Here is an 18,819-nt window from a genome sequence, read left to right as displayed (position 1 = left end):
CAGCATGACAAGGCAACATCGACAGAGCAAGGGGGTGCGCCAGCAATTGTCGCGATAAGAAAAGGGGCCCACGCTGGCGTGAGCCCCGATATATCACTTGAATTCATTCGCTTACTTCTTGCTGATCCCGTATTCACGCAATTTGTTGGCGATGGCGGTGTGCGACACGCCGAGGCGCTTGGCCAGCTGACGAGTGGAAGGAAACGCTGGATAGAGCCGTTCAAGCAGCCGGCTCTCAAAGCGTTTCACCGCCTCGTCCAGGCCCCCTTCGAACCACTCGTCAATGAGCGGCATGGCATCGGCGGCCACCGGCAAGTCCACGTGTTCCGGGCCGATTTCGTCCCCTTCCAGCAAGGTCATGGCGCGGTAGAGGCAGTTGCGCAGCTGACGCACGTTGCCGGGCCAGCGGTAGGCCGTCAGGTACTCGGCCATGTTGCGGGTAAAGCGCGGTCTTGGCCGTTGCAACTCGCTGGCGAAGCGGGAAACAAACTGCTGGGCCAGCGCCATGATGTCCGCCTTGCGCTCGCGCAGAGGGGGCAACGCCAGACTCAACACATTGAGGCGGTAGTAGAGATCTTCCCGGAACTTGCCGTCGTGCACCAGATCCAGCAACTGCTTCTGGGTGGTACAGATGAAGCGCACATTGACCTTCACCTCCTGCTCGTCACCGACCCGGCGAAACACCCCGTCCTGCAGCACCCGCAGGAACTTGGTCTGCAGATGGGCAGACATGTCGCCGATCTCGTCCAGCATCAGGGTACCGCCGCTGGCCAGCTCCAGCACGCCGCGCTTGCCTTCGGTGTTGTTGCCAAACGCCCCGGGGGCGTAACCAAAGAGTTCGCTCTCGGCCACGTTGTCCGGCATGGCGGCACAGTTGAGGGCCATGAAGGGGTGGCTGGAACGCAGGCTGGCACCGTGGCAGGCGCGGGCCAGCAGCTCCTTGCCGGTGCCAGTCTCGCCGACGATGAGCAGCGGCGCATCCTGCATCGCCAGCTTGCTCGCCTCTACCAGTACCTGCTTCATCTTCTGGCTCTCGGCCTGCAGGTGCTCGAAGCCCCCCACTTCCACCGCGTGCAAGGCACTGAAGTGCATGCCGACCCGGCGGGCGGATTTGAGCACCACGACGGCGCCGGCCAGAGCCTGGCGGCCCTTCTCTTCGGCCACGAACAGCGGCATCAGATCCGCCAGATACTCTTCGCCGTTGAAGCTGAGCTTGCAGGTCTGCGGCTTGATTTCACTCGCCTCCAGCCAGCGGCTGAAGGAGAACCCCTTGACCAGAGAACCAAGGGCCATGCCACGTATCTCTTCCACCGGCAGGGCCAGGGTCGTCAGAGCAGACTGGTTAGCCTGGGTCACCTTGCCCTTGGCGTCGAGAGAGAACACCAGATCCGGCAGCGCCTTGAGCAGGGCCTCAATCTCGTGGTGTTCACGCTCTGATGGCATGTAGGGGATGGTCTTGACGTCATAGACGCCGGGAATGCGGCGGATCTCCGGCATCAGGTGTTGAAAATCGCGAAACTCCAGCTCGGGAAAGTTGAGATAGATGATGCCTGAGGTATCGATTTCGATGCCGCGCAGATCGATGTTGTGCTCCACCAGACGGTCGAGCAGTTCCCGGGTCAGGCCCAGGCGGTCTTCACAGCTGACTTCAAGACGCATTCGGGACACACTTCCTAGCTAACTCTATGAATGACCGGATAATACAGACTCGATCCCGCCAGTGCGAGCGCTGGCCCATAAAAATGCGGGCCCGCCCCGCTTTCGCCGGGCAGGCCCGAGTCACTGGAGGAGGCTTATTTGTGCAGCGGATCGCTGAGCAACTGGTCGGTACGCGCCGCCATGATGAAGTCGTTGCGGTGTAATCCGCCTATCTTGTGGGTCCACCAGCTGACGGTCACCTTGCCCCATTCGGTCAGGATCGCAGGGTGATGAAACTCAGCCTCCGCCAGTTCACCCAGACGGTTGGTAAACGCCAGCGCCTCCTTGAAGTTGCGAAAAGTAAATTCCCGCCTCAGTTGCAGCTCTCCTTTCACCACCAGCGGCTGCCAGTCGGGAATGAGGTGCATCAGTTCGCTCAGCTCCTGCTCGCTCACCTTGGGGGCATCGGCGCGGCACGCTTCACACTGCTGGCTGGCCAGTTCGGACATGGGTCTCTCCTTGTTCATCAATGGGAATGAGATAACGAAAAATCGTGGTGAGTTCAGCTCGCCTGCTTGCCGGCCGCCGGCTCAAAGCGTGGCGGGCGCAGGCCGAGGCGCCTCGCCTCCCCCACCATGGCCATGATGTCCTGCTCCGCCAAACGGTAGAGCGCCGCCAGCTCAGGCAGCACAAAATAGGTGGGCTGCATGATGTCGATACGGTATGGGGTGCGCAGCACTTCTATGGGATCGAAGGGTTGCAGCACAGGCTGGCCACCGATGGCATAGGCGGTCTCGCCGATGGAGGAGAGAATGCCGCCACCGTAAATTCTCAGCCCGGCAGGGGTATTGAGCAGGCCGAACTCCACCGTGAACCAGTAGAGCCGGGCCAGAAAGACCCTATCCTCCTTGCTCGCCTGCAGGCCAAGCTGGCCATAGACATGGGTGAAGTGGGCGAAGGCGGGATTGGTCAGCATGGCGCAGTGGCCGAAGATCTCGTGGAAGATGTCGGGCTCTTGCAAATAGTCGAGTTCATCCCGGCGCCGGATAAAGGTAGCCACCGGAAACTGGCGATTGGCCAGCAGGGCAAAGAAGCGGTCGAACGAGATTAGCGCGGGCACGGCAGCCACCGACCAGCCAGTGGCTGGTTGCAGCACGGCATTGATATCCATCAGCTGGGGGATGCGATCACGGGGTAACTTCAGGCATTCCAGCCCCGCCAGATAGTCGTCGCAGGCCTTGCCGGCAAGGGCTGCGAGCTGGCGCTCGATCAGGATCTGCCAGGTGCCATGCTCCTCATTCGAGTAATGGACAAGACCCAGGGGATCTGGCTGGTGTGCTGTGTAGAGACTTGCCATGAGCGGTTCCATCCTGTGCGCACGCCCGGACATCCAAGCATCGGCGACTCATCGTTGACTGACAGGATCACTGTAACGGTTTGCCCCTCAAAAAAGCAGCCGACCCTGGGGTCGGCTGCTGACGCAAATTGTAAACAATTTGTGACAACCACAATCGAGGCCCGGGCCGTCACCCCCTGTTGAGATACCCCGCCAGCTGACCGATGAGCCGCTTGCGCAGCTCACCGAGCTTGGGCTTCTCGTCACCACACCAGGGCAACGGGCGGCACGCCTCTATGGTGCGCAGGCCAAGGCGGGCGGTGAGCAGACCCGCGCCCACTCCTTGCGCGGCGCGGGCGGAGAGCTTGGCGGCAAGCTCGGCTCCCAGCAAGTCCATCCCCACCTCGGTCACCAGCTCGGTGGCGCCGGCATAGAGCATGTTGCGAAACACCTGACGAATGAGACGGATGCGGCTCCAGTAACCGAGCTCGATGGCATAGACGTCGGCGATGTCCTCGATCATCCGCAGGTTGCGCCACAACATCAGCATCATGTCGACGGTGGCAAGGGGGCTCAGGGCCACCAGCACGGCGGCCTCCCCCGACCATTTGGCCACCCGGGCCTGGGCCAGCTTGTCCCGCTCGGTGAGCACCAATTGGCTATAGAGGGTCAGCACTTCCCGATCGCTGTGGCTCTCGTCGAGCTGGCTCAGCCAGCTTTGGTACCCCTCGCGCCCCTTGTCGCCATTCTTCTCGGCAAGCGCCTCGCAAAAAGCCTGCCCCTGCCCGACGCCCTGACGGGCCAGCAGATCGTCGGCGCGCGAGCGCACATCCTGGCGCCGCTTGAGGGTGCGCAGCCGCAACCACTCGCGCCCCACTACGCCGGCCGTACCCACGGCCACCAGACCGGAGGCCAGCAACCAGGCGCTGCCCCAGAGCGGGGTGGTGAGAAACTGGTCATAGAGAAAGACGCCATATTGCCCCAAAGAGAGCAGGCCAACCGCCCCCAGCCCCCAGCCGAGCAGCCGATGGCGACGACGCGGCTTGATGGTGAGGGCGGGCTCCACGTCGGTGAAATCATCGAGCTCGTCGAGGCGCTCGAAGCTAGCCTCTTCCAGCAGCTGGGCCGGAGCCGGCGGGCGCTCTTCGCTCGCCACCGACAAGCTGGGTTCGAGGATCACCTTGCCCTGCAACGGCGTCGTCTCATCGGCCCTGTGTTTTGTCTGATCGTTCATCTTTTTGCTTGTTCCTCCACGCGGCTGTGCAGCCATGCCTGATCTGTATCCATTCCACAGAGCTTGGGTTATTCGAGGTGATCCCCGAGCAGAAACTCCAGCGCCGCATCGAGCCGGATATGGGGCAGCGCCTGATGGGCGCTCATCGCCAAGGGGCGAAATGCCTGAAAATCAAAGCCCTGATTGTTCCACCACTGGGCGGGCGGGATATGGGCAGGCACCTCCCCCGGGAAGAGCAATAACGGCTCCCCCGAGAGACTGGTACCGCGGATGGCGGGAAACTCGCGGCCATTGGCCACCCCCTTGCCCACCTCGGTCGCCTTGATGGCGGCCAGCGCCAGACACTCTGTGGTGATCCCCTCAAAGCGTGCCTGACCCCGGCCGCTGCGCACCAGGTGCTGGAGCAAAGAGACCAGAGGGCCGTGCTGCTCGGGGGTCACGTGATCGGCCTTGCTCGCCACAAACAGCAGCTTGTCGATGCGCGGCGAGAAGAGCCGGCGCCACCAGTTGCTCTTGCCGTAGGCAAAGCTCTCCATGATGCGGGCGATGGCCTGCTGCATGTCACCAAAGCTGGCAGCGCCGGCATTGAGGGGTTGCAGGCAGTCCACCAGCACTATCTGACGATCAAAACCGGCAAAGTGCTGCTCATAAAAGCCCTGCACCAGATGCTGCTTGTACTGCTCGAAACGCTGCTTGAGGGTGGCATAGAGGGTGCCATCGGCGGGCTCGCCAGCAGGTTTGTCCCACATCCAGGGCACAAACTGCAGCATGGGGGCACCGGCATACTCCCCCGGCAGCACAAAGCGACCGGGTTGGATGAGGTGCAGCCCAAGCTCGCGCTTGCAGGCATGGAGGTAATCGGTGTAACGCTCGGCAAGCTCCGCCACAGGCCGCTCTTCGAAGGCCTGTTCGGCCTGCCACGCGGTCGCCAGCCACGCGGCCGCCAGCGCCTGCAACTCGGGGCGACGCAGCTGGTCACGCACCTGCTCGCTCCACTGCTCATAACTCAGTTCAAGCAGCGGCAAGTCGAGCAGCCACTCCCCCGGATAGTCCACCAGATCCACATAGAGGGTGGACATGTCTCCCAGGTGCTTGCGCAAGGGATGGCGGGTGCGATAGCGGATCTCGAGGCGCACCTCGGCCACCCCGCGGGTGGGCTCGGGCCAGGCTGGGGGATCGCCGAACAGGGCATCGAGCCCGCGCTCATAGGCAAAGGTGGGAATGTGGGCATTTTTCTGGGGCACCCGACGGGCGCCCAGGATCCGCCCCTGCCGCTGGGCATCCCACAACGGCAAGCGGCCATCGATGGCCGCATGTTCAAGCTGGTTGACCAGCGCTGTGATGAAGGCGGTCTTGCCGCTGCGGGAAAGACCCGTCACTGCCAGTCGTATGTGACGATCCCGTACCCGGTTCACCACGTCGGTGGCCTTGTGCTGCAAGAGCGACCATTTTTGTTCGAATTTGTTGCGTATCAAAGCGGATCCCGTTCTCCCGTTTGTCCCATTTATTCTCGATCGTACGACCCGGTTGCACTCACCGAACCTGCCAACCAGATTGGTCATGCAGGTTCGATGAGTCCGGCAGGCGTCATCGAACCGTCACGGATTCACAGCTTGCTGAATTCCCGTTGCAGGGTGAACTCCTTGGAGGTCACCAGCTTCTCGATGCGCTGCAGCCTGGGCTCCAGAGTATCGAGCTCCTGCGCGATACGGCCCAGTGCCTGATGGGGCGTGATCCCCGCCTGCCAGCTGCGCGCCTTCATGCGCACCTCGGCAAAATCTCCCTCCTCGTTTTGATAGAGGGTGACCGGCTTTTTATCGAGCAGAAACCAGGCTGCTATGTAGGCGGTGAAGGTGATGAAACCTGCAAAGATGAGACCGCTGATGGCCAGCAGCCGCACGATCCAGGTCTCCACCCCAAAGTAGTCGGCAAGTCCGGCACACACACCGGCTATCTTGCCCTGTTGGGGGTCGCGATAGAGATTGCGCCCCTCCCGATTCGATGGACTCATACCTTGTTCCTCCAGCCCGGGACTTCCGCATCCAGAATGGACTCCAGCGCGCCGACCCGCTCCTGCATCTTCTCGGCGCGGGCCAGCAAGCCTTGCAGTTGCTCCCGTTCGCTATCGGCGAGACCGGTACCGATCCGCCCCTTGGCTCTATAGTGCAGCACCAGCCAGATAGGGGCCACCACCACCATGAAGACCACCATGGGAACCATCAATACGCCCAGCAGATCTTCCATCCGTTACTCTCCCTGTTTTGGTGTGGTGTCGCCCTGGCCCAGCTTCTGACGCATGGCCTCGAGCTCCTTGCTTATCTGATCGTCGGCTTCCAGCTCGGCAAACTGCTGGGCCAGGGCCTTGTCCGATTGTCCCAGATCGGCACGGGCTTCCATCTCGTCGATGCGACGCTCCATGCGCTCGAACTTGCTGACCACGGCCTGACTGTCGCCACGGGCAACCTGGCTCTGCACATTGAGGCGGCTGCTGGCAGCTTCGGTGCGGATCGCCATCGCTTTTTGACGGCTGCGGGCATCTTCCAGCTTGGCTTCCAGCTGACGTATTTCGTCACCCAGTTTCTCGATGCCGCTGTCCACTGCCTGCTGCTCGCGATAGAGGGTTTCGGCCAGCTCGCTCTGCTTCTTCTTCTCGATAAGGGCGGCACGCGCCAGATCTTCGCGCCCCTTGGCCAGCGCCAGCTCGGCCTTGCCCTGCCACTCGTTCACTCGCTCCTGATGGCGACTGACCTGACGGCCTATCTCTTTCTGGCTGGCGAGGAAGCGAGCCAGATTGGAGCGCTCCTTCACCAGTTCATCTTCCATTTCCTGGATGATCAGGCGCACCATCTTCTGGGGATCTTCTGCCTTGTCGAGCAGGGATGTCAGGTTCGAATTGATGATGTCGGCCAGACGGGAAAAAATACTCATGATAGAACTCCTGTGGTTGGCATACGTTGTTTCTCCATTGACAATGGCAACTTGTGTGCCAATCTGGAACAGAATTTAACTTGTTGATTTATATGGGCCTATGGGTCGAGTTTCAAGATACCCCATGCAAGTGATGATTAAAATCACCAACTTTTGGTAAGATTGACCAGCTTTTACAACTGACAGGGATCACTATGAGCACGGCCACGGAAAGCCTGTTGGGGGAATCCAACGCATTCCTCGAGATCATTGAGCAGGCCTCCCGCCTCGCACCGCTGCGCAAACCCGTGCTGATCATCGGCGAACGGGGAACGGGCAAGGAGCTCATCGCCCATCGCCTACATTATCTCTCGGGGCGTTGGGATCAAAGCTTTGTCACCATCAACTGCGCCACCTTGAGTGAGAGCCTGCTGGAAACCGAGCTGTTCGGCCACGAGGCAGGCTCCTTCACCGGCGCCGCCAAGCGCCATCAGGGCCGGTTCGAGCGCGCCGATGGTGGCACTCTGTTCCTCGACGAGCTGGCGACCACCAGCGCCCAGGTACAGGAAAAACTGCTGCGGGTCATCGAATACGGTGAATTCGAGCGGGTGGGTGGGGCCAAGGCCCTCAAGGTGGATGTACGGCTGGTGTGTGCCACCAACGAGGATCTGCCGGCGTTGGCCGACAAGGGGCTCTTTCGCCACGACTTGCTGGACAGGCTTGCCTTTGATGTCATCACTCTGCCCCCCTTGCGGGAGCGGCGCGAGGACATACTGATGCTGGCGGAGCACTTCGCCCACGGCATGACCCGGGAGCTGGGTTATCCCCTGTTTGCCGGATTTTCGCGCAAGGCGACCCAGCTGCTGCTGGATTACCCCTGGCCCGGCAACGTGCGGGAGCTCAAGAACGTGGTGGAGCGCAGCATCTATCGTCAGGGCAATCCCCAGTTGCCGCTCTCGGATCTGGTGCTCAACCCGTTCGATTCCCCCTGGCGGCCCCGTGCGCAAGGCGCCCCTGCCACACACATCGCCAGTGAGAGCCTGCCACAGACTAACCCGGCCGCTCAGAGCCTGCCGCTGGATCTCAAAAATGCGGTGGCGGAGTACGAGATTAATTTACTCAAGCAAGCCATGCAGCAATCCCAGTATAATCAGCGCAAAGCCGCCCAGTTGCTGGCCCTGAGTTATCACCAGTTCCGTGGCATGCTGCGCAAATACCAGCTGCTGGACAGTGATAACGATGCGGATTGACGCCACAGGAAATGCTGGCCCTGCGCTATCACCAGTGCCGTGGCATGCGGCGCAAATACCCGCTGCAGGATAGTGATAACGATGCGGATTGAAACCACAGTAAGCCCGGTTCAGGCCGACTCCTGCAACTCGCCAACCCCGATGCTGGCACATTTGTATAAAAACATGGTTCTACAATGAGAATGCTCAAACCCTTGCTGCTTGGATTGCTGGTGCTGGTTACCGGTTGTCAGAAACAAGACGACGCGTCCAGGACGGGACTCATCTACTGTGCGGAAGGCTCGCCCCAGACCTTCAATCCCCAGGTCTCCAACTCCGGGGTGACCCTGGATGCCAGCTCCCGCCCGCTCTACGATCGTCTGCTGGAGGTGAACCCCAACACGCTGGCGCTGGAAGGGGGGCTCGCCACCCGCTGGAACGTGAGTGAAGATGGTCTCTTCTATACCCTGACTCTGCGCAAGGGCGTCACCTTTCACCACACCCCCTGGTTCAATCCCTCACGCAACCTGAATGCCGACGATGTGCTGTTCACCTGGCAGCGGCTGCTGGACAAGCAGCACCCCTATCACGCCATTTCGGGGGGCGAGTATCCCTACTTCTACAGCCTGGGGCTGGATCAACTGATCAAGCGGGTCTACAAGAAGGGACAGCTGCAGGTGGTGTTTGAACTGAATCGGCCGGATGCCTCCTTCCTCGCCACGCTGGCCAGCGACTACGCCATAGTGCTCTCCGCCGAATATGCCGACCAGATGCGCAGCGCTGGCACACCGGCACTGCTGGACACCCAACCGGTCGGTACAGGTCCGTTCAGCTTCAAGGAGTATCGCCACAACGAATATGTGCGTTACCTGCGCCACCCGGGTTACTGGGGCGGCGAAGCCAAGATTGAACAACTGGTCTATGACATCACGCCAAAATCCGCCAAGCGACTGGCCAAGCTGCTGACGGGCGAGTGCGATGTGATGAGTACCCCCGTTGCCAGCCAGTTGTCGGTGATCAAGCAGAACCCGAAGCTGAGCTTGTCCATACAGTCGGGCATGAACGTAGCCTTCCTTGCCCTCAACACCCGCAAGGCACCCTTCAACAAGGTACAGGTACGTCAGGCCATCGCCAGTGCCATCAATATCGACAACCTGTTGCAAGCGGTCTACTTCGAGACAGGACAACCGGCCAACAGCCTGCTCCCTCCCCTCTCCTGGGGCTACAATCCTTCTCTGCCTATGCGTCAGCAAGACTTGAAGCGATCACGTCAGCTGCTCAAGGAGGCCGGGCTTGAGCACGGATTCGAGATGCAGGTGCTGGTGCAACCGGGCTCGCGCCCCTACAACCCGGATGCCCTCAAGACAGCCCAACTGATGCGCAGCGATCTGGCCAAGGTCGGCATCAAGCTGAAAATCGTGCAGCAGGAGTGGCCTGTCATCGAGACGCGCCTCGCCCATGGCTACTATGACAGCCTGCTGTCGGGCTGGATTGCCGACAACGCCGACCCCGACAACTTCTTTCGCCAGTTGCTTAGCTGCACCGCCGTCGAGCGTGGCAACAACTACAGCCGCTGGTGCAGCCCGGCCTTCGATCAACTGCTGGATGACGCTGTGACCACACCCCAGCTGGCGTTCCGGCTGCGCAACTACTATTACGCCCAGACCCTGCTCAACGAACAGTTGCCGCTCATCCCGCTGGCCCATGCCCTGCGCACCCAGGTCAGTCGCAGCGACATTGAGGGGCTTTCCCTGATGCCTTTTGGCGGCACCGTCTTCTACCAAGCACACAGGGAGTAAGCATGTTTCTCTATATTCTGCGCCGCATCAGCCTGTTGCTCATTACCCTGCTGGCCCTGACCTTTGTCGCCTACCTGCTGGATTATCGGCTCATCGGCCTGCAAGCCAGCTTCTGGAGCGGTTATCCTGACTTTCTGAGCAACATTCTGGACGGGGATCTGGGGCTTTCCAGTGTCTCAGGTCTGCCTGTGCTGGACGAGATCCGCCACTACTTCCCGGCCACCCTGATCCTCTGTGCAACGGCATTTGCCATCTCGCTGCTGGTGGGCATTCCGCTGGGCACCCTGGCGGCACTCTCACAAGGCAAGCCGCTGGATCTCTCCATCATGACCGCCGGCCTCATCGGCTACGCGGTACCTGTGTTCTGGCTGGCGCTGCTGGTGGTGATGTTCTTCTCGCTGGATCTCGGCTGGTTGCCCGCCTCCGGCCAGATCAGTCTGCTTTATGACGTGCCCTCCATTACCGGCATAGCACTGATCGACGTACTGATGAGCCATGAACCCTGGCGCCAGGCGGCGCTGCACGACGCCCTGCGCCACTTGATCCTGCCCTCGCTGGTGCTGGCGGTGGTGCCCACCACAGAGGTGATCCGCCACGTGCGCAGCTCACTCATCGACGTGATGAAGCAGAACTACATCAAGGCAGCGGCGAGCCGTGGTCTCTCCCGCCGGCAGATTGTCTGGCGCCATGGTCTCAAGAATGCCTTGCCCCCCGTGTTGCCGCTGCTGGGTCTGCAGCTGGGCAGTGTGCTCACCTCCGCCATGATCACTGAGGTGGTGTTCGAGTGGCACGGGATCGGCCGCTGGCTCATCAGCAGCATAGCCCTGCAGGACTATGCCGCCATCCGTGGCGCCACCCTGGTGGTGGCTGGTTTCGTCATTTTTACCAGCGTCAGCACAGAGCTGCTGACCACCATCATCTATCCGGCGCGGCGCAAAGAACTCTATGCAAAACAAGACTGAACGTGCTCATGGCATGACCCGGAGCCAGGAATCCTATGCAAGACAAGACTAGCCTCTACCCCGAGCTCAAGATCCTCTCCCCGCTGGAGCAGACCTGGGCCTCCTATCGCCGCAATCCACTGGCAATGGGGGCACTCTGGTGCTTCGTGATCCTGCTGCTCATCACCCTCATTGGCCCGTTGCTGGTGCCCTACGGCATCGATGATCAACACAGCTCCCGCCTGCTGCTGGCCCCCTCCTGGGCCAACAGCGGCAACATAGACTACTTCCTTGGCACAGACGATCTGGGCCGTGACATCCTCTCCCGTCTGGTGGTGGGCGCGCGCTTCACCTTCGGCAATGCCTTGCTGGTGGTGCTGATCGCCATGGTGGCCGGCACCGCCATCGGCATCCTGGGCGGCATGAGCAAGGGGCTCAAATCGAGCGTACTGCACCACCTGCTCGACACCCTGCTCTCCATCCCTTCCCTGCTGCTGGCCATCATCATGGTCGCCATCCTGGGGCCCGGCCTGTTCAACACCCTGATCGCCATCACGCTGGCGCTGATCCCTCCCTTCATCCGGGCGACCTACAATGCGGTCCATACCGAGATGCAAAAGGAGTACATCATTGCCAGCCGCCTCGATGGATCGCCCCCATTTCGTATCATGCGTCTGGCCATACTGCCGAACATAGTGGAGACACTGGTCGCCCAGACCACTCGCACCCTCTCTGCCGCTATCCTCGATATCTCGGCGGTGGGTTTTCTCGGCCTCGGTGCCCAGTCTCCCCAGCCGGAGTGGGGTGCCATGCTGGCCGACTCGAGCGATCTCATCTATCTCGCCCCCTGGACCGTGACCCTGCCGGGCATGGCAATACTGTTCAGCGTGCTGGTAACCAATTTAGTTGGTGAAGGCATTCGCGAAGCACTCAAAGAGGGGAACGACTGATGCAGCGCGCTCTGCCGAAGATAGATATGTTCACCCTTGGCCGCTGTTCATTCCTGGACGGCGTGCTGGTCAACCAGCCGCTGGTTGGTGAAGGCATCCGTGAAGCACTCAAAGAGGGGAATGATTAATGCCCTTGCTCGACATACGCAACCTCACCATCGAAATTGACACGCCACAGGGTAAGGTCAAGGCGGTGGACAAGGTGAGCCTGACCCTGACCGAGGGGGAGATCCGCGGCCTGGTGGGGGAATCCGGCTCCGGCAAGAGCTTGATTGCCAAAGTGATCGTCGGCATCCAGAAAGACAACTGGACGGTACGTGCCGATCGGATGCGCTTCAACGACATGGATCTGCTGACCATGGCCCCCAAGGAGCGGCGCCGGATCATGGGCCGCGAGATAGCCATGATCTTTCAGGACCCCATCAGCTGCCTGGATCCGTCCGGGGAGATAGGCGCCCAACTGGAAGAGGCGATCCCGACCGATTCGTTTGAAGGGAAATTCTGGCAACGCTTCCAGTGGCGCAAGAAAAAAGCCATCGCGCTGCTGCACAGGGTCGGCGTCAAGGATCACCGCAAGGTGATGCGCGCCTATCCGCACGAGCTCTCTGACGGCATGTGTCAGAAGGTGATGATCGCCATGGCCATTGCCAACAAGCCGCGCCTGCTGGTAGCCGATGAGCCCACCAGCGCCATGGAGTCCACCACCCACTCCCAGATCCTGCGGCTGCTGGACAAGATGAACAAGCTGGGCAACACCACCATTCTCATCATCAGCAACGACATTGCCGCCATCGCCAACCTGACCGACACCATCAATGTGATGTACTGCGGCCAGATGGTGGAGGTCGGTACCCGGGATCAGATCCTGGATACCCCGCACCACCCTTATACCGATGCCTTGCTCAAGTCCATTCCCGACTTTGACAAGCTGGTGCGCCACAAGTCGCGACTCGAAACCCTGCCCGGTGTCATTCCACCGCTGCAGCATCTGCCCATAGGTTGCCGACTCGGTCCCCGTTGCCCCTATGCCCAGAAGCAGTGCGTACAGACGCCGCTGATGAGCAAGATCAAGGGCCACCAGTTCAGTTGCCACTTCCCGCTGAACATGGAGGAGCCGAAAAAATGATGTTCGTTAACGCCCCCGTCAAGGAGCACAGCTTGTGATTGAACCTTCCCTGTTGCAGGTCAGAGGCCTTAGCAAGACCTATCAAAACCGCACCGGCCTGTTTCGCCGCCGGGCGGTGGAAGCCATCAAGCCGCTCTCGTTTGATCTGGAGGTGGGCCAGACGCTGGCCATCGTCGGTGAAGCCGGCTCCGGCAAGAGTACCCTGGCACGGATCCTGGCCGGCATGATAGAGCCCACCAGCGGCGACATCGCCATCGAGGGTCAGACCCTGGTGCATGGCGACTACCAGACCCGCTGCAAGCTGCTGCGCATGATCTTCCAGGACCCCAACTCCTCCCTCAATCGCAAGATCCGGGTCGGCCAGATCCTGGAGACACCGCTGCGGCTCAACACCGAAATGAGTGACGAGGAGCGCCACGACAAGGTAGTGCAGACCCTGCGCATGGTGGGCATGCTGCCGGATCACGCCCTCTTCTACCCCCAGATGCTCTCCGCTGGTCAGCAACAGCGGGTGGCGCTGGCACGGGCGCTGATCCTCAATCCCAAGATAGTGGTAGCCGATGAGGCGCTCTCCACCCTGGATATCTCGGTACGCTCCCAGATCATCAACCTGCTGCTGGAGATGCAGGAGACCATGGGACTGAGCTATGTGCTGGTAGCCAACGATCTGGGGGTGGTCAGCCACATCAGTGACGAGGTGCTGGTGATGCACGACGGACGAGTGGTGGAGCGTGGCAAAACCCTCAAGGTGTTCGCCGATCCCCAGCATGAGGTGACCCGCCGCCTGATCCAGAACTACAACAACGAATACCGCCGCTGATCCCGTGGCCGGTGCCAGCCCTGGCACCGGCACTCTCCCCTGCTCACCTGCTTGAAAACGCGCAAAAAAATCCCGGCTCAGGGGCCGGGAATTGCGCTCAAAAATGATGCGTCGCTCGTAGTAGGAACATGGCCATGGTAGGCAGCCCCCTTGACATCAACAACTGTCAGATCTGACAGGCAGCCCGCTATGGAACCTGAACTGCGGATCCGGCGAGCAGACAAGCTCGGCTTCGAGTTTGCCAAAATAAGCCACCCGCTCGCTGATATCCTCACCCGCATATTGCTCGGCCAGGGCCAGATAGTCCTGATAGTGGCGCGCCTCGGAGCGCAGCAGGGAGACATAGAAACGGCCCAGCTCCTCGTCCAGATGGGGCGCCAGCTTGGCAAAGCGCTCGCAGGAGCGCGCCTCTATGTAGGCACCGATGATCAGCTTGTCAACTATGGTTGCAGGCTCGTGGGTACGTACATGCTGCATCAGGTTGCGGGCGTAGCGGGAGGCGGTCACGGGGCCATAGGGGATGTTGCGCGCGGCCATCAGCGCCAGTACCTGCTCGAAGTGGTGCAGCTCCTCCTGGATGAGGCGCACCATGGGAAACAGCAGCGGGTTGCGTGCCAGCTCCTCAAACACGGTGCGATCGGACTCCCCCATGCTGCGCTTGCCCAGGATCTCGGCCTTCTCCGGGATGGCATCCAGCTCCCGATAAAATTCCAGCTTGGGCAGCAGATGACGTTTTCCCTTGGGCAGGCAGTAGCGACGCACCAGGCTGTGGGCGGTGAGCGCAGCCTTGTTCTCGCAGTTGGCGTGATCGATGAGCAGGGTGGGCAGATGGGCGGGGTCGCGCGCCATTGCCACCCACTCGTCCGGGGTCTCGCACTGCAAAAACTGGCGCACGGGAGCTAACAAGTCATCCATCTGAATTCTCGTCTGTTCTGGTTGATACGGCATTTAGTCGAATGGATACGACTGCGCGAAGGGCGCGACAGGGTGACTATGCTAGCGGATCCCGCCGCCACTGCCCACACCCGGCTGCATAAGCGCTTTTTTTTCAAGCAGATACCCATTACCCAGACACAACAATGGGGGCCGCAGCCCCCATCTCATCTCTGTCATTGACAACGAAAACGTTTAACTGCCTTCGTTGAAAATTTCCAGATTGCTGGTGCCTTCCTGCCACTCACGCACCGCCTTGTTGTCATCGCTGCGCATGGCGTTCAAGTGATCCAGATAGGACTGATCCACGTCGGAGGTTACATAGTGACCGTTGAACACCGAGGTCTCGAAGTGGCGCAGCTCAGGGTTGATCTCCCGCACCGCTTCTTCCAGATCTTCCAGATCCTGGAAAATCAGGCCATCGGCACCAATCAGTGCACACACCTCTTCCACTTCCCGGCCGTGGGCGATCAGCTCGTTGGCGGTGGGCATGTCGATGCCATAGACGTTGGGGAAACGGATTTCCGGTGCCGCCGAGGCGAAGTAGACCTTGGCCGCGCCCGCTTCTCGAGCCATCTGGATGATCTGCTCAGAGGTAGTACCGCGCACTATGCTGTCATCCACCAGCAACACCTTCTTGCCCTTGAATTCGGAGCTGATGGCGTTGAGCTTGCGGCGTACCGACTTCTTGCGCTGGGTCTGGCCCGGCATGATGAAGGTACGGCCTATGTAGCGGTTCTTCACGAAGCCCTGACGGTACGGCAGGTTCAGGGTATGGGCTATCTCCAGCGCCACGTCACAGGAAGTCTCCGGGATGGGGATAACCACATCCACATCGAGATCTTCCCACTCGCGCGCAATCTTCTGGCCCAGCTTGCGACCCATGTTGAGGCGGGCGGCGTAGACGGAGACCTTGTCGATGCACGAGTCGGGACGGGCGAAGTAGACATATTCGAAGATGCAGGAGCTCATCTGCGGGTTTTCCGCACACTGCTCGGAGAAGAGCTGGCCCTGCTCGGTAATGTAGATGGCTTCACCCGGCGCAACATCGCGCACCGTCTCGAAACCGATGGCGTCAAGCGCCACGCTCTCGGAGGCGAGCATGTACTCCACCTGGCCCTGCTCGTCTGCCCGACGACCCAGGATCAACGGACGAATGCCGTTGGGATCACGAAAGCCGATGAGGCCGTGACCGATCACCAGGGAGACGACGGCATAAGCGCCACGGATCTGCTGATGGGTCTTGCGCACCGCAGAGAAGATATCCTCCGGACGCAGCGCCATCTTGTCGCAGAGATCCAGTTCGTGGGCCAGCACGTTCAGCAGCACTTCCGAATCGGAGGTGGTGTTGATGTGACGACGGGCTACCTTGAACTGCTGCTCCTTGAGATCCTTGGCGTTGGTGAGGTTGCCGTTGTGGGCCAGCACCATGCCGTAGGGAGAGTTCACGTAAAAAGGTTGGGCTTCAGCGGCACTTGAGCTGCCTGCGGTGGGATATCTGACATGACCTATGCCGATATGCCCCTTCAGTCGCTGCATGTGACGCACTTCAAACACGTCCTTCACCAGGCCGTTGGCCTTGCGTTGCCGGAAGTTTCCACTGTCTATGGTCACGATCCCGGCGGCATCCTGTCCCCTGTGCTGCAACACCGTCAAGGCGTCGTAGAGGGCCTGATTGACGGGGGTGGTGCCAACTATACCGACAATACCACACATGTCTTTGCTACCTCGAAGTCACTATACCTGTTTAAGAAAACTGGATGAGTTCAACATGAACCCGAAAAACCACTGGATAACCGGTTTGAACTCGGGTACCAGCTTGGACGCCACCCACCAGTCGCTCTGGGAGAGGCTGGTGAAGGTATCCATAAAAAACAGCAGGGCACTGACGATCAGCACTCCGCGAATGGCGCCAAAACAGATGCCAAGCACCCGATCCGTTCCTGACAGGCCTGTTTTTTCCACCAGCAAACCCACCACATAGTTCACTACCCCGCCCAGGATCAGGGTCGCCACGAACAGGGCTGCAATGGCCAGGCCGTTGCGTACCAGGGGATCGGAGAACGAGGTGAAATAGACGGCGAGATCGGGATAGAAATGGCTGGCGATAAAGAAGGCGATAAACCAGGTGACAAGAGACATGGCCTCCTTGACGAAGCCGCGCACCAGGCTGATGAGGGCGGAGAAACCGACGATGCCGATGATGGCGTAATCAATCCAGACCATAGGAAAAAGTGTCCTGCGAAATTGCGGCGCAGTCTAACAAAAACGATTGCGCAATGCTTGATAAAATTGTGTTAAACATTCAAAGAAGTGCCGACAGCGGCACCTTCCCCAGCGTTGAAACGATTGTGCCGGGCCAAAATGCACAACGCCATGGCATGGCCATGGCGTTGTATTTACGCGAGTGCGCTTAGCCTATGTGGGTCAGACCGCCCATGTAGGATTGCAGCGCAGCCGGGATGGCGATGCGGCCATCTTCCTGCTGGTAGTTCTCCATCACGGCCACTAGGGTGCGACCCACTGCCAGGCCGGAGCCATTCAGGGTGTGCAGCAGCTGGGGCTTGCCATCGATACGCACGCGAGCCTGCATGCGGCGCGCCTGGAAATCGGTGCAGTTGGAGACGGAGGAGATCTCGCGGTAGGTGTTCTGGGCCGGCAGCCACACTTCCAGATCGTAGGTCTTGGCGGCGCAGAAGCCCATGTCACCGGTGGCCAGCGCCATCACGCGATACGGCAGCTCCAGCAGTTGCAGCACCTTCTCGGCGTGACCGGCCATCTCTTCCAGCGCTTCCCAGGATTTTTCCGGGTGAACCAGCTGCACCATCTCGACCTTGTCGAACTGGTGCATGCGGATGAGGCCGCGGGTGTCACGGCCATAGGAACCCGCTTCGGAGCGGAAGCAGGGGCTGTGGGCCGTCATCTTGATGGGCAATTCCTGCTCATCGAAGATCTCGTCGCGTGCCATGTTGGTGAGCGGCACTTCGGAGGTCGGGATCAGGGAGAACTTGCGCACCTTGCCCTCTTCTTCCCCTTCACCATTGATGCCGGTGTTGAACAAGTCTTCGGAGAATTTGGGCAGCTGGCCGGTGCCGTACAGGCTGTCCGGGTTCACCAGATAAGGCACGTAGCACTCGGTGTAACCGTGCTGCAGGGTGTGCAGGTCCAGCATGAACTGCGCCAGGGCGCGGTGCAGGCGGGCAATCTGACCCTTCATCACCACGAAACGGGCGCCGGAGAGCTTGACGCCGTTCTTGAAGTCGACACCCTTGGCCGCTTCACCGAGATCGATGTGATCGCGTACCGGGAAGTCGAACGCGCGCGGGGTACCCCAGCGGCGCACTTCGACGTTGTCGTTCTCGTCACGACCCACAGGTGTGGTGTCGCTCGGCAGGTTGGGAATGGCATCGGAGATGGATTTTATCTCAGCCAGCAGCGCGTCGAGCTCAACCTTGCTGGTCTCCAGCTCGTCGTTGATCTTGGTCACCTCGGCCTTGAGTGGGGCCACATCTTCACCACGACGGGCAGCCTCACCGATGGACTTGGAGCGGGCGTTACGCTCGGCCTGCAGCTCCTGGGTACGGGACTGCAGATCCTTGCGTTTCTCTTCCAGAGCATTGACAGCCGCTACGTCCAGAACGTAGCCACGTGTCGCCAGACGAGCAGCAGCTTCGTCAATCTCGCTACGCAGATATTTGGGATCCAGCATGGTTTACCTACTTTTTTAAAATGGGATCTGGGCCTGGGTCATCAGACCGGGCGAGAAAACAGATCCGGAAGTTAACATCGGTTGGCGCACCCCTATCGTCTTCAGCTTCGGGCCTTCAAAATCAGGCCTTCGAAATCAAGAAGATGGCATCAGGCCAAGACAAGCGGGGTCAGAGGGGCAGTGTATCAGACCGCCCC

The 18,819-nt window shown here is 60.3% G+C and carries 20 protein-coding genes; 8 read left to right on the top strand and 12 right to left on the bottom strand.

All coding sequences use genetic code 11. The features are described 5' to 3' along the window. Positions 1–111 precede the first annotated feature (111 nt). The 8 genes from tyrR to pspA all read right to left on the bottom strand — a co-directional run bounded on the left by tyrR (position 112) and on the right by pspA (position 7,136). Positions 112–1,659 carry a transcriptional regulator TyrR gene (gene tyrR, locus AC1P02_RS14835; RefSeq protein ID WP_021139596.1) on the bottom strand — a complete coding sequence of 516 codons (1,548 nt, stop codon included), beginning with the start codon at positions 1,657–1,659 and terminating at the stop codon, positions 112–114. A 134-nt stretch (positions 1,660–1,793) separates the two neighbouring features. Continuing rightward, positions 1,794–2,147: a 4a-hydroxytetrahydrobiopterin dehydratase gene (locus tag AC1P02_RS14830; protein WP_005310774.1), complete on the bottom strand. Its 354-nt coding sequence runs from the start codon at positions 2,145–2,147 to the stop codon at positions 1,794–1,796. Between the two features lie 53 nt (positions 2,148–2,200). Then, entirely contained in the window at positions 2,201–2,995 is a 795-nt protein-coding gene (gene phhA, locus AC1P02_RS14825) for a phenylalanine 4-monooxygenase (protein ID WP_485182554.1), read from the bottom strand. Positions 2,996–3,164: 169 nt separating this feature from the next. Further along, complete coding sequence (locus tag AC1P02_RS14820) at positions 3,165–4,208, bottom strand: YcjF family protein (RefSeq protein ID WP_485182553.1); 1,044 nt, start codon at positions 4,206–4,208, stop codon at positions 3,165–3,167. A gap of 68 nt (positions 4,209–4,276) precedes the next feature. Then, positions 4,277–5,683, bottom strand: coding sequence for a YcjX family GTP-binding protein (locus AC1P02_RS14815; RefSeq protein ID WP_485182552.1), 1,407 nt, complete (start codon positions 5,681–5,683; stop codon positions 4,277–4,279). 131 nt (positions 5,684–5,814) lie between these two features. Continuing rightward, positions 5,815–6,219, bottom strand: coding sequence for an envelope stress response membrane protein PspC (pspC, locus tag AC1P02_RS14810; protein ID WP_005310766.1), 405 nt, complete (start codon positions 6,217–6,219; stop codon positions 5,815–5,817). Continuing rightward, entirely contained in the window at positions 6,216–6,452 is a 237-nt protein-coding gene (gene pspB / locus AC1P02_RS14805; RefSeq protein WP_005310764.1) for an envelope stress response membrane protein PspB, read from the bottom strand. The genes pspC and pspB overlap by 4 nt, the downstream gene beginning before the upstream one ends. 3 nt (positions 6,453–6,455) lie before the next feature. Beyond that, positions 6,456–7,136, bottom strand: coding sequence for a phage shock protein PspA (pspA, locus tag AC1P02_RS14800; RefSeq protein WP_005310762.1), 681 nt, complete (start codon positions 7,134–7,136; stop codon positions 6,456–6,458). Positions 7,137–7,330: 194 nt separating this feature from the next. Between pspA and pspF the strand changes: the two genes are divergently transcribed. From pspF to AC1P02_RS14765, 7 genes are all read left to right on the top strand, one after another. Continuing rightward, positions 7,331–8,365: a phage shock protein operon transcriptional activator gene (gene pspF / locus AC1P02_RS14795; RefSeq protein WP_485182551.1), complete on the top strand. Its 1,035-nt coding sequence runs from the start codon at positions 7,331–7,333 to the stop codon at positions 8,363–8,365. A 182-nt stretch (positions 8,366–8,547) separates the two neighbouring features. Next, positions 8,548–10,143 carry an ABC transporter substrate-binding protein SapA gene (sapA, locus tag AC1P02_RS14790; protein ID WP_485185461.1) on the top strand — a complete coding sequence of 532 codons (1,596 nt, stop codon included), beginning with the start codon at positions 8,548–8,550 and terminating at the stop codon, positions 10,141–10,143. A 2-nt stretch (positions 10,144–10,145) separates the two neighbouring features. Beyond that, on the top strand, positions 10,146–11,105 hold the full coding sequence (locus AC1P02_RS14785; RefSeq protein ID WP_005310757.1) for an ABC transporter permease: 960 nt from the start codon (positions 10,146–10,148) through the stop codon (positions 11,103–11,105). A 35-nt stretch (positions 11,106–11,140) separates the two neighbouring features. Continuing rightward, entirely contained in the window at positions 11,141–12,034 is an 894-nt protein-coding gene (locus tag AC1P02_RS14780; RefSeq protein ID WP_058394657.1) for an ABC transporter permease subunit, read from the top strand. Further along, positions 12,034–12,162 (top strand): hypothetical protein, encoded by a 129-nt coding sequence (locus tag AC1P02_RS14775; protein WP_290045896.1) that lies wholly within the window; start codon positions 12,034–12,036, stop codon positions 12,160–12,162. The genes AC1P02_RS14780 and AC1P02_RS14775 overlap by 1 nt, the downstream gene beginning before the upstream one ends. Beyond that, entirely contained in the window at positions 12,162–13,160 is a 999-nt protein-coding gene (locus tag AC1P02_RS14770; protein ID WP_017411679.1) for a peptide ABC transporter ATP-binding protein, read from the top strand. The genes AC1P02_RS14775 and AC1P02_RS14770 overlap by 1 nt, the downstream gene beginning before the upstream one ends. A gap of 34 nt (positions 13,161–13,194) precedes the next feature. Continuing rightward, entirely contained in the window at positions 13,195–13,980 is a 786-nt protein-coding gene (locus AC1P02_RS14765; RefSeq protein ID WP_485182550.1) for a peptide ABC transporter ATP-binding protein, read from the top strand. 156 nt (positions 13,981–14,136) lie between these two features. Here AC1P02_RS14765 and miaE read toward each other — a convergent pair whose 3' ends face one another. The 3 genes from miaE to AC1P02_RS14750 form a co-directional block, all read right to left on the bottom strand. Continuing rightward, positions 14,137–14,895: a tRNA isopentenyl-2-thiomethyl-A-37 hydroxylase MiaE gene (gene miaE / locus AC1P02_RS14760; RefSeq protein ID WP_021139607.1), complete on the bottom strand. Its 759-nt coding sequence runs from the start codon at positions 14,893–14,895 to the stop codon at positions 14,137–14,139. Positions 14,896–15,108: 213 nt separating this feature from the next. Further along, a complete protein-coding gene (gene purF, locus AC1P02_RS14755) occupies positions 15,109–16,629 on the bottom strand; it encodes an amidophosphoribosyltransferase (protein WP_005310748.1) in 1,521 nt (506 codons plus the stop codon). Between the two features lie 21 nt (positions 16,630–16,650). Beyond that, entirely contained in the window at positions 16,651–17,139 is a 489-nt protein-coding gene (locus tag AC1P02_RS14750; protein ID WP_005310746.1) for a CvpA family protein, read from the bottom strand. Positions 17,140–17,192: 53 nt separating this feature from the next. Here AC1P02_RS14750 and AC1P02_RS14745 point away from each other — a divergent pair, with 53 nt between their 5' ends. Next, on the top strand, positions 17,193–17,330 hold the full coding sequence (locus AC1P02_RS14745) for a hypothetical protein (RefSeq protein ID WP_485182549.1): 138 nt from the start codon (positions 17,193–17,195) through the stop codon (positions 17,328–17,330). Here the strand turns inward: AC1P02_RS14745 and serS are convergent. Beyond that, positions 17,327–18,622 (bottom strand): serine--tRNA ligase, encoded by a 1,296-nt coding sequence (serS, locus tag AC1P02_RS14740; protein WP_485182548.1) that lies wholly within the window; start codon positions 18,620–18,622, stop codon positions 17,327–17,329. The two genes, AC1P02_RS14745 and serS, sit on opposite strands and share 4 nt — an antisense overlap. Positions 18,623–18,819 lie beyond the last annotated feature (197 nt).

The organism is Aeromonas sp. TS_SC_11 (assembly GCF_057318915.1).
Note: the sequence above shows the minus strand (reverse complement) of the source record. Positions and strands in the feature narration are given on the sequence as shown.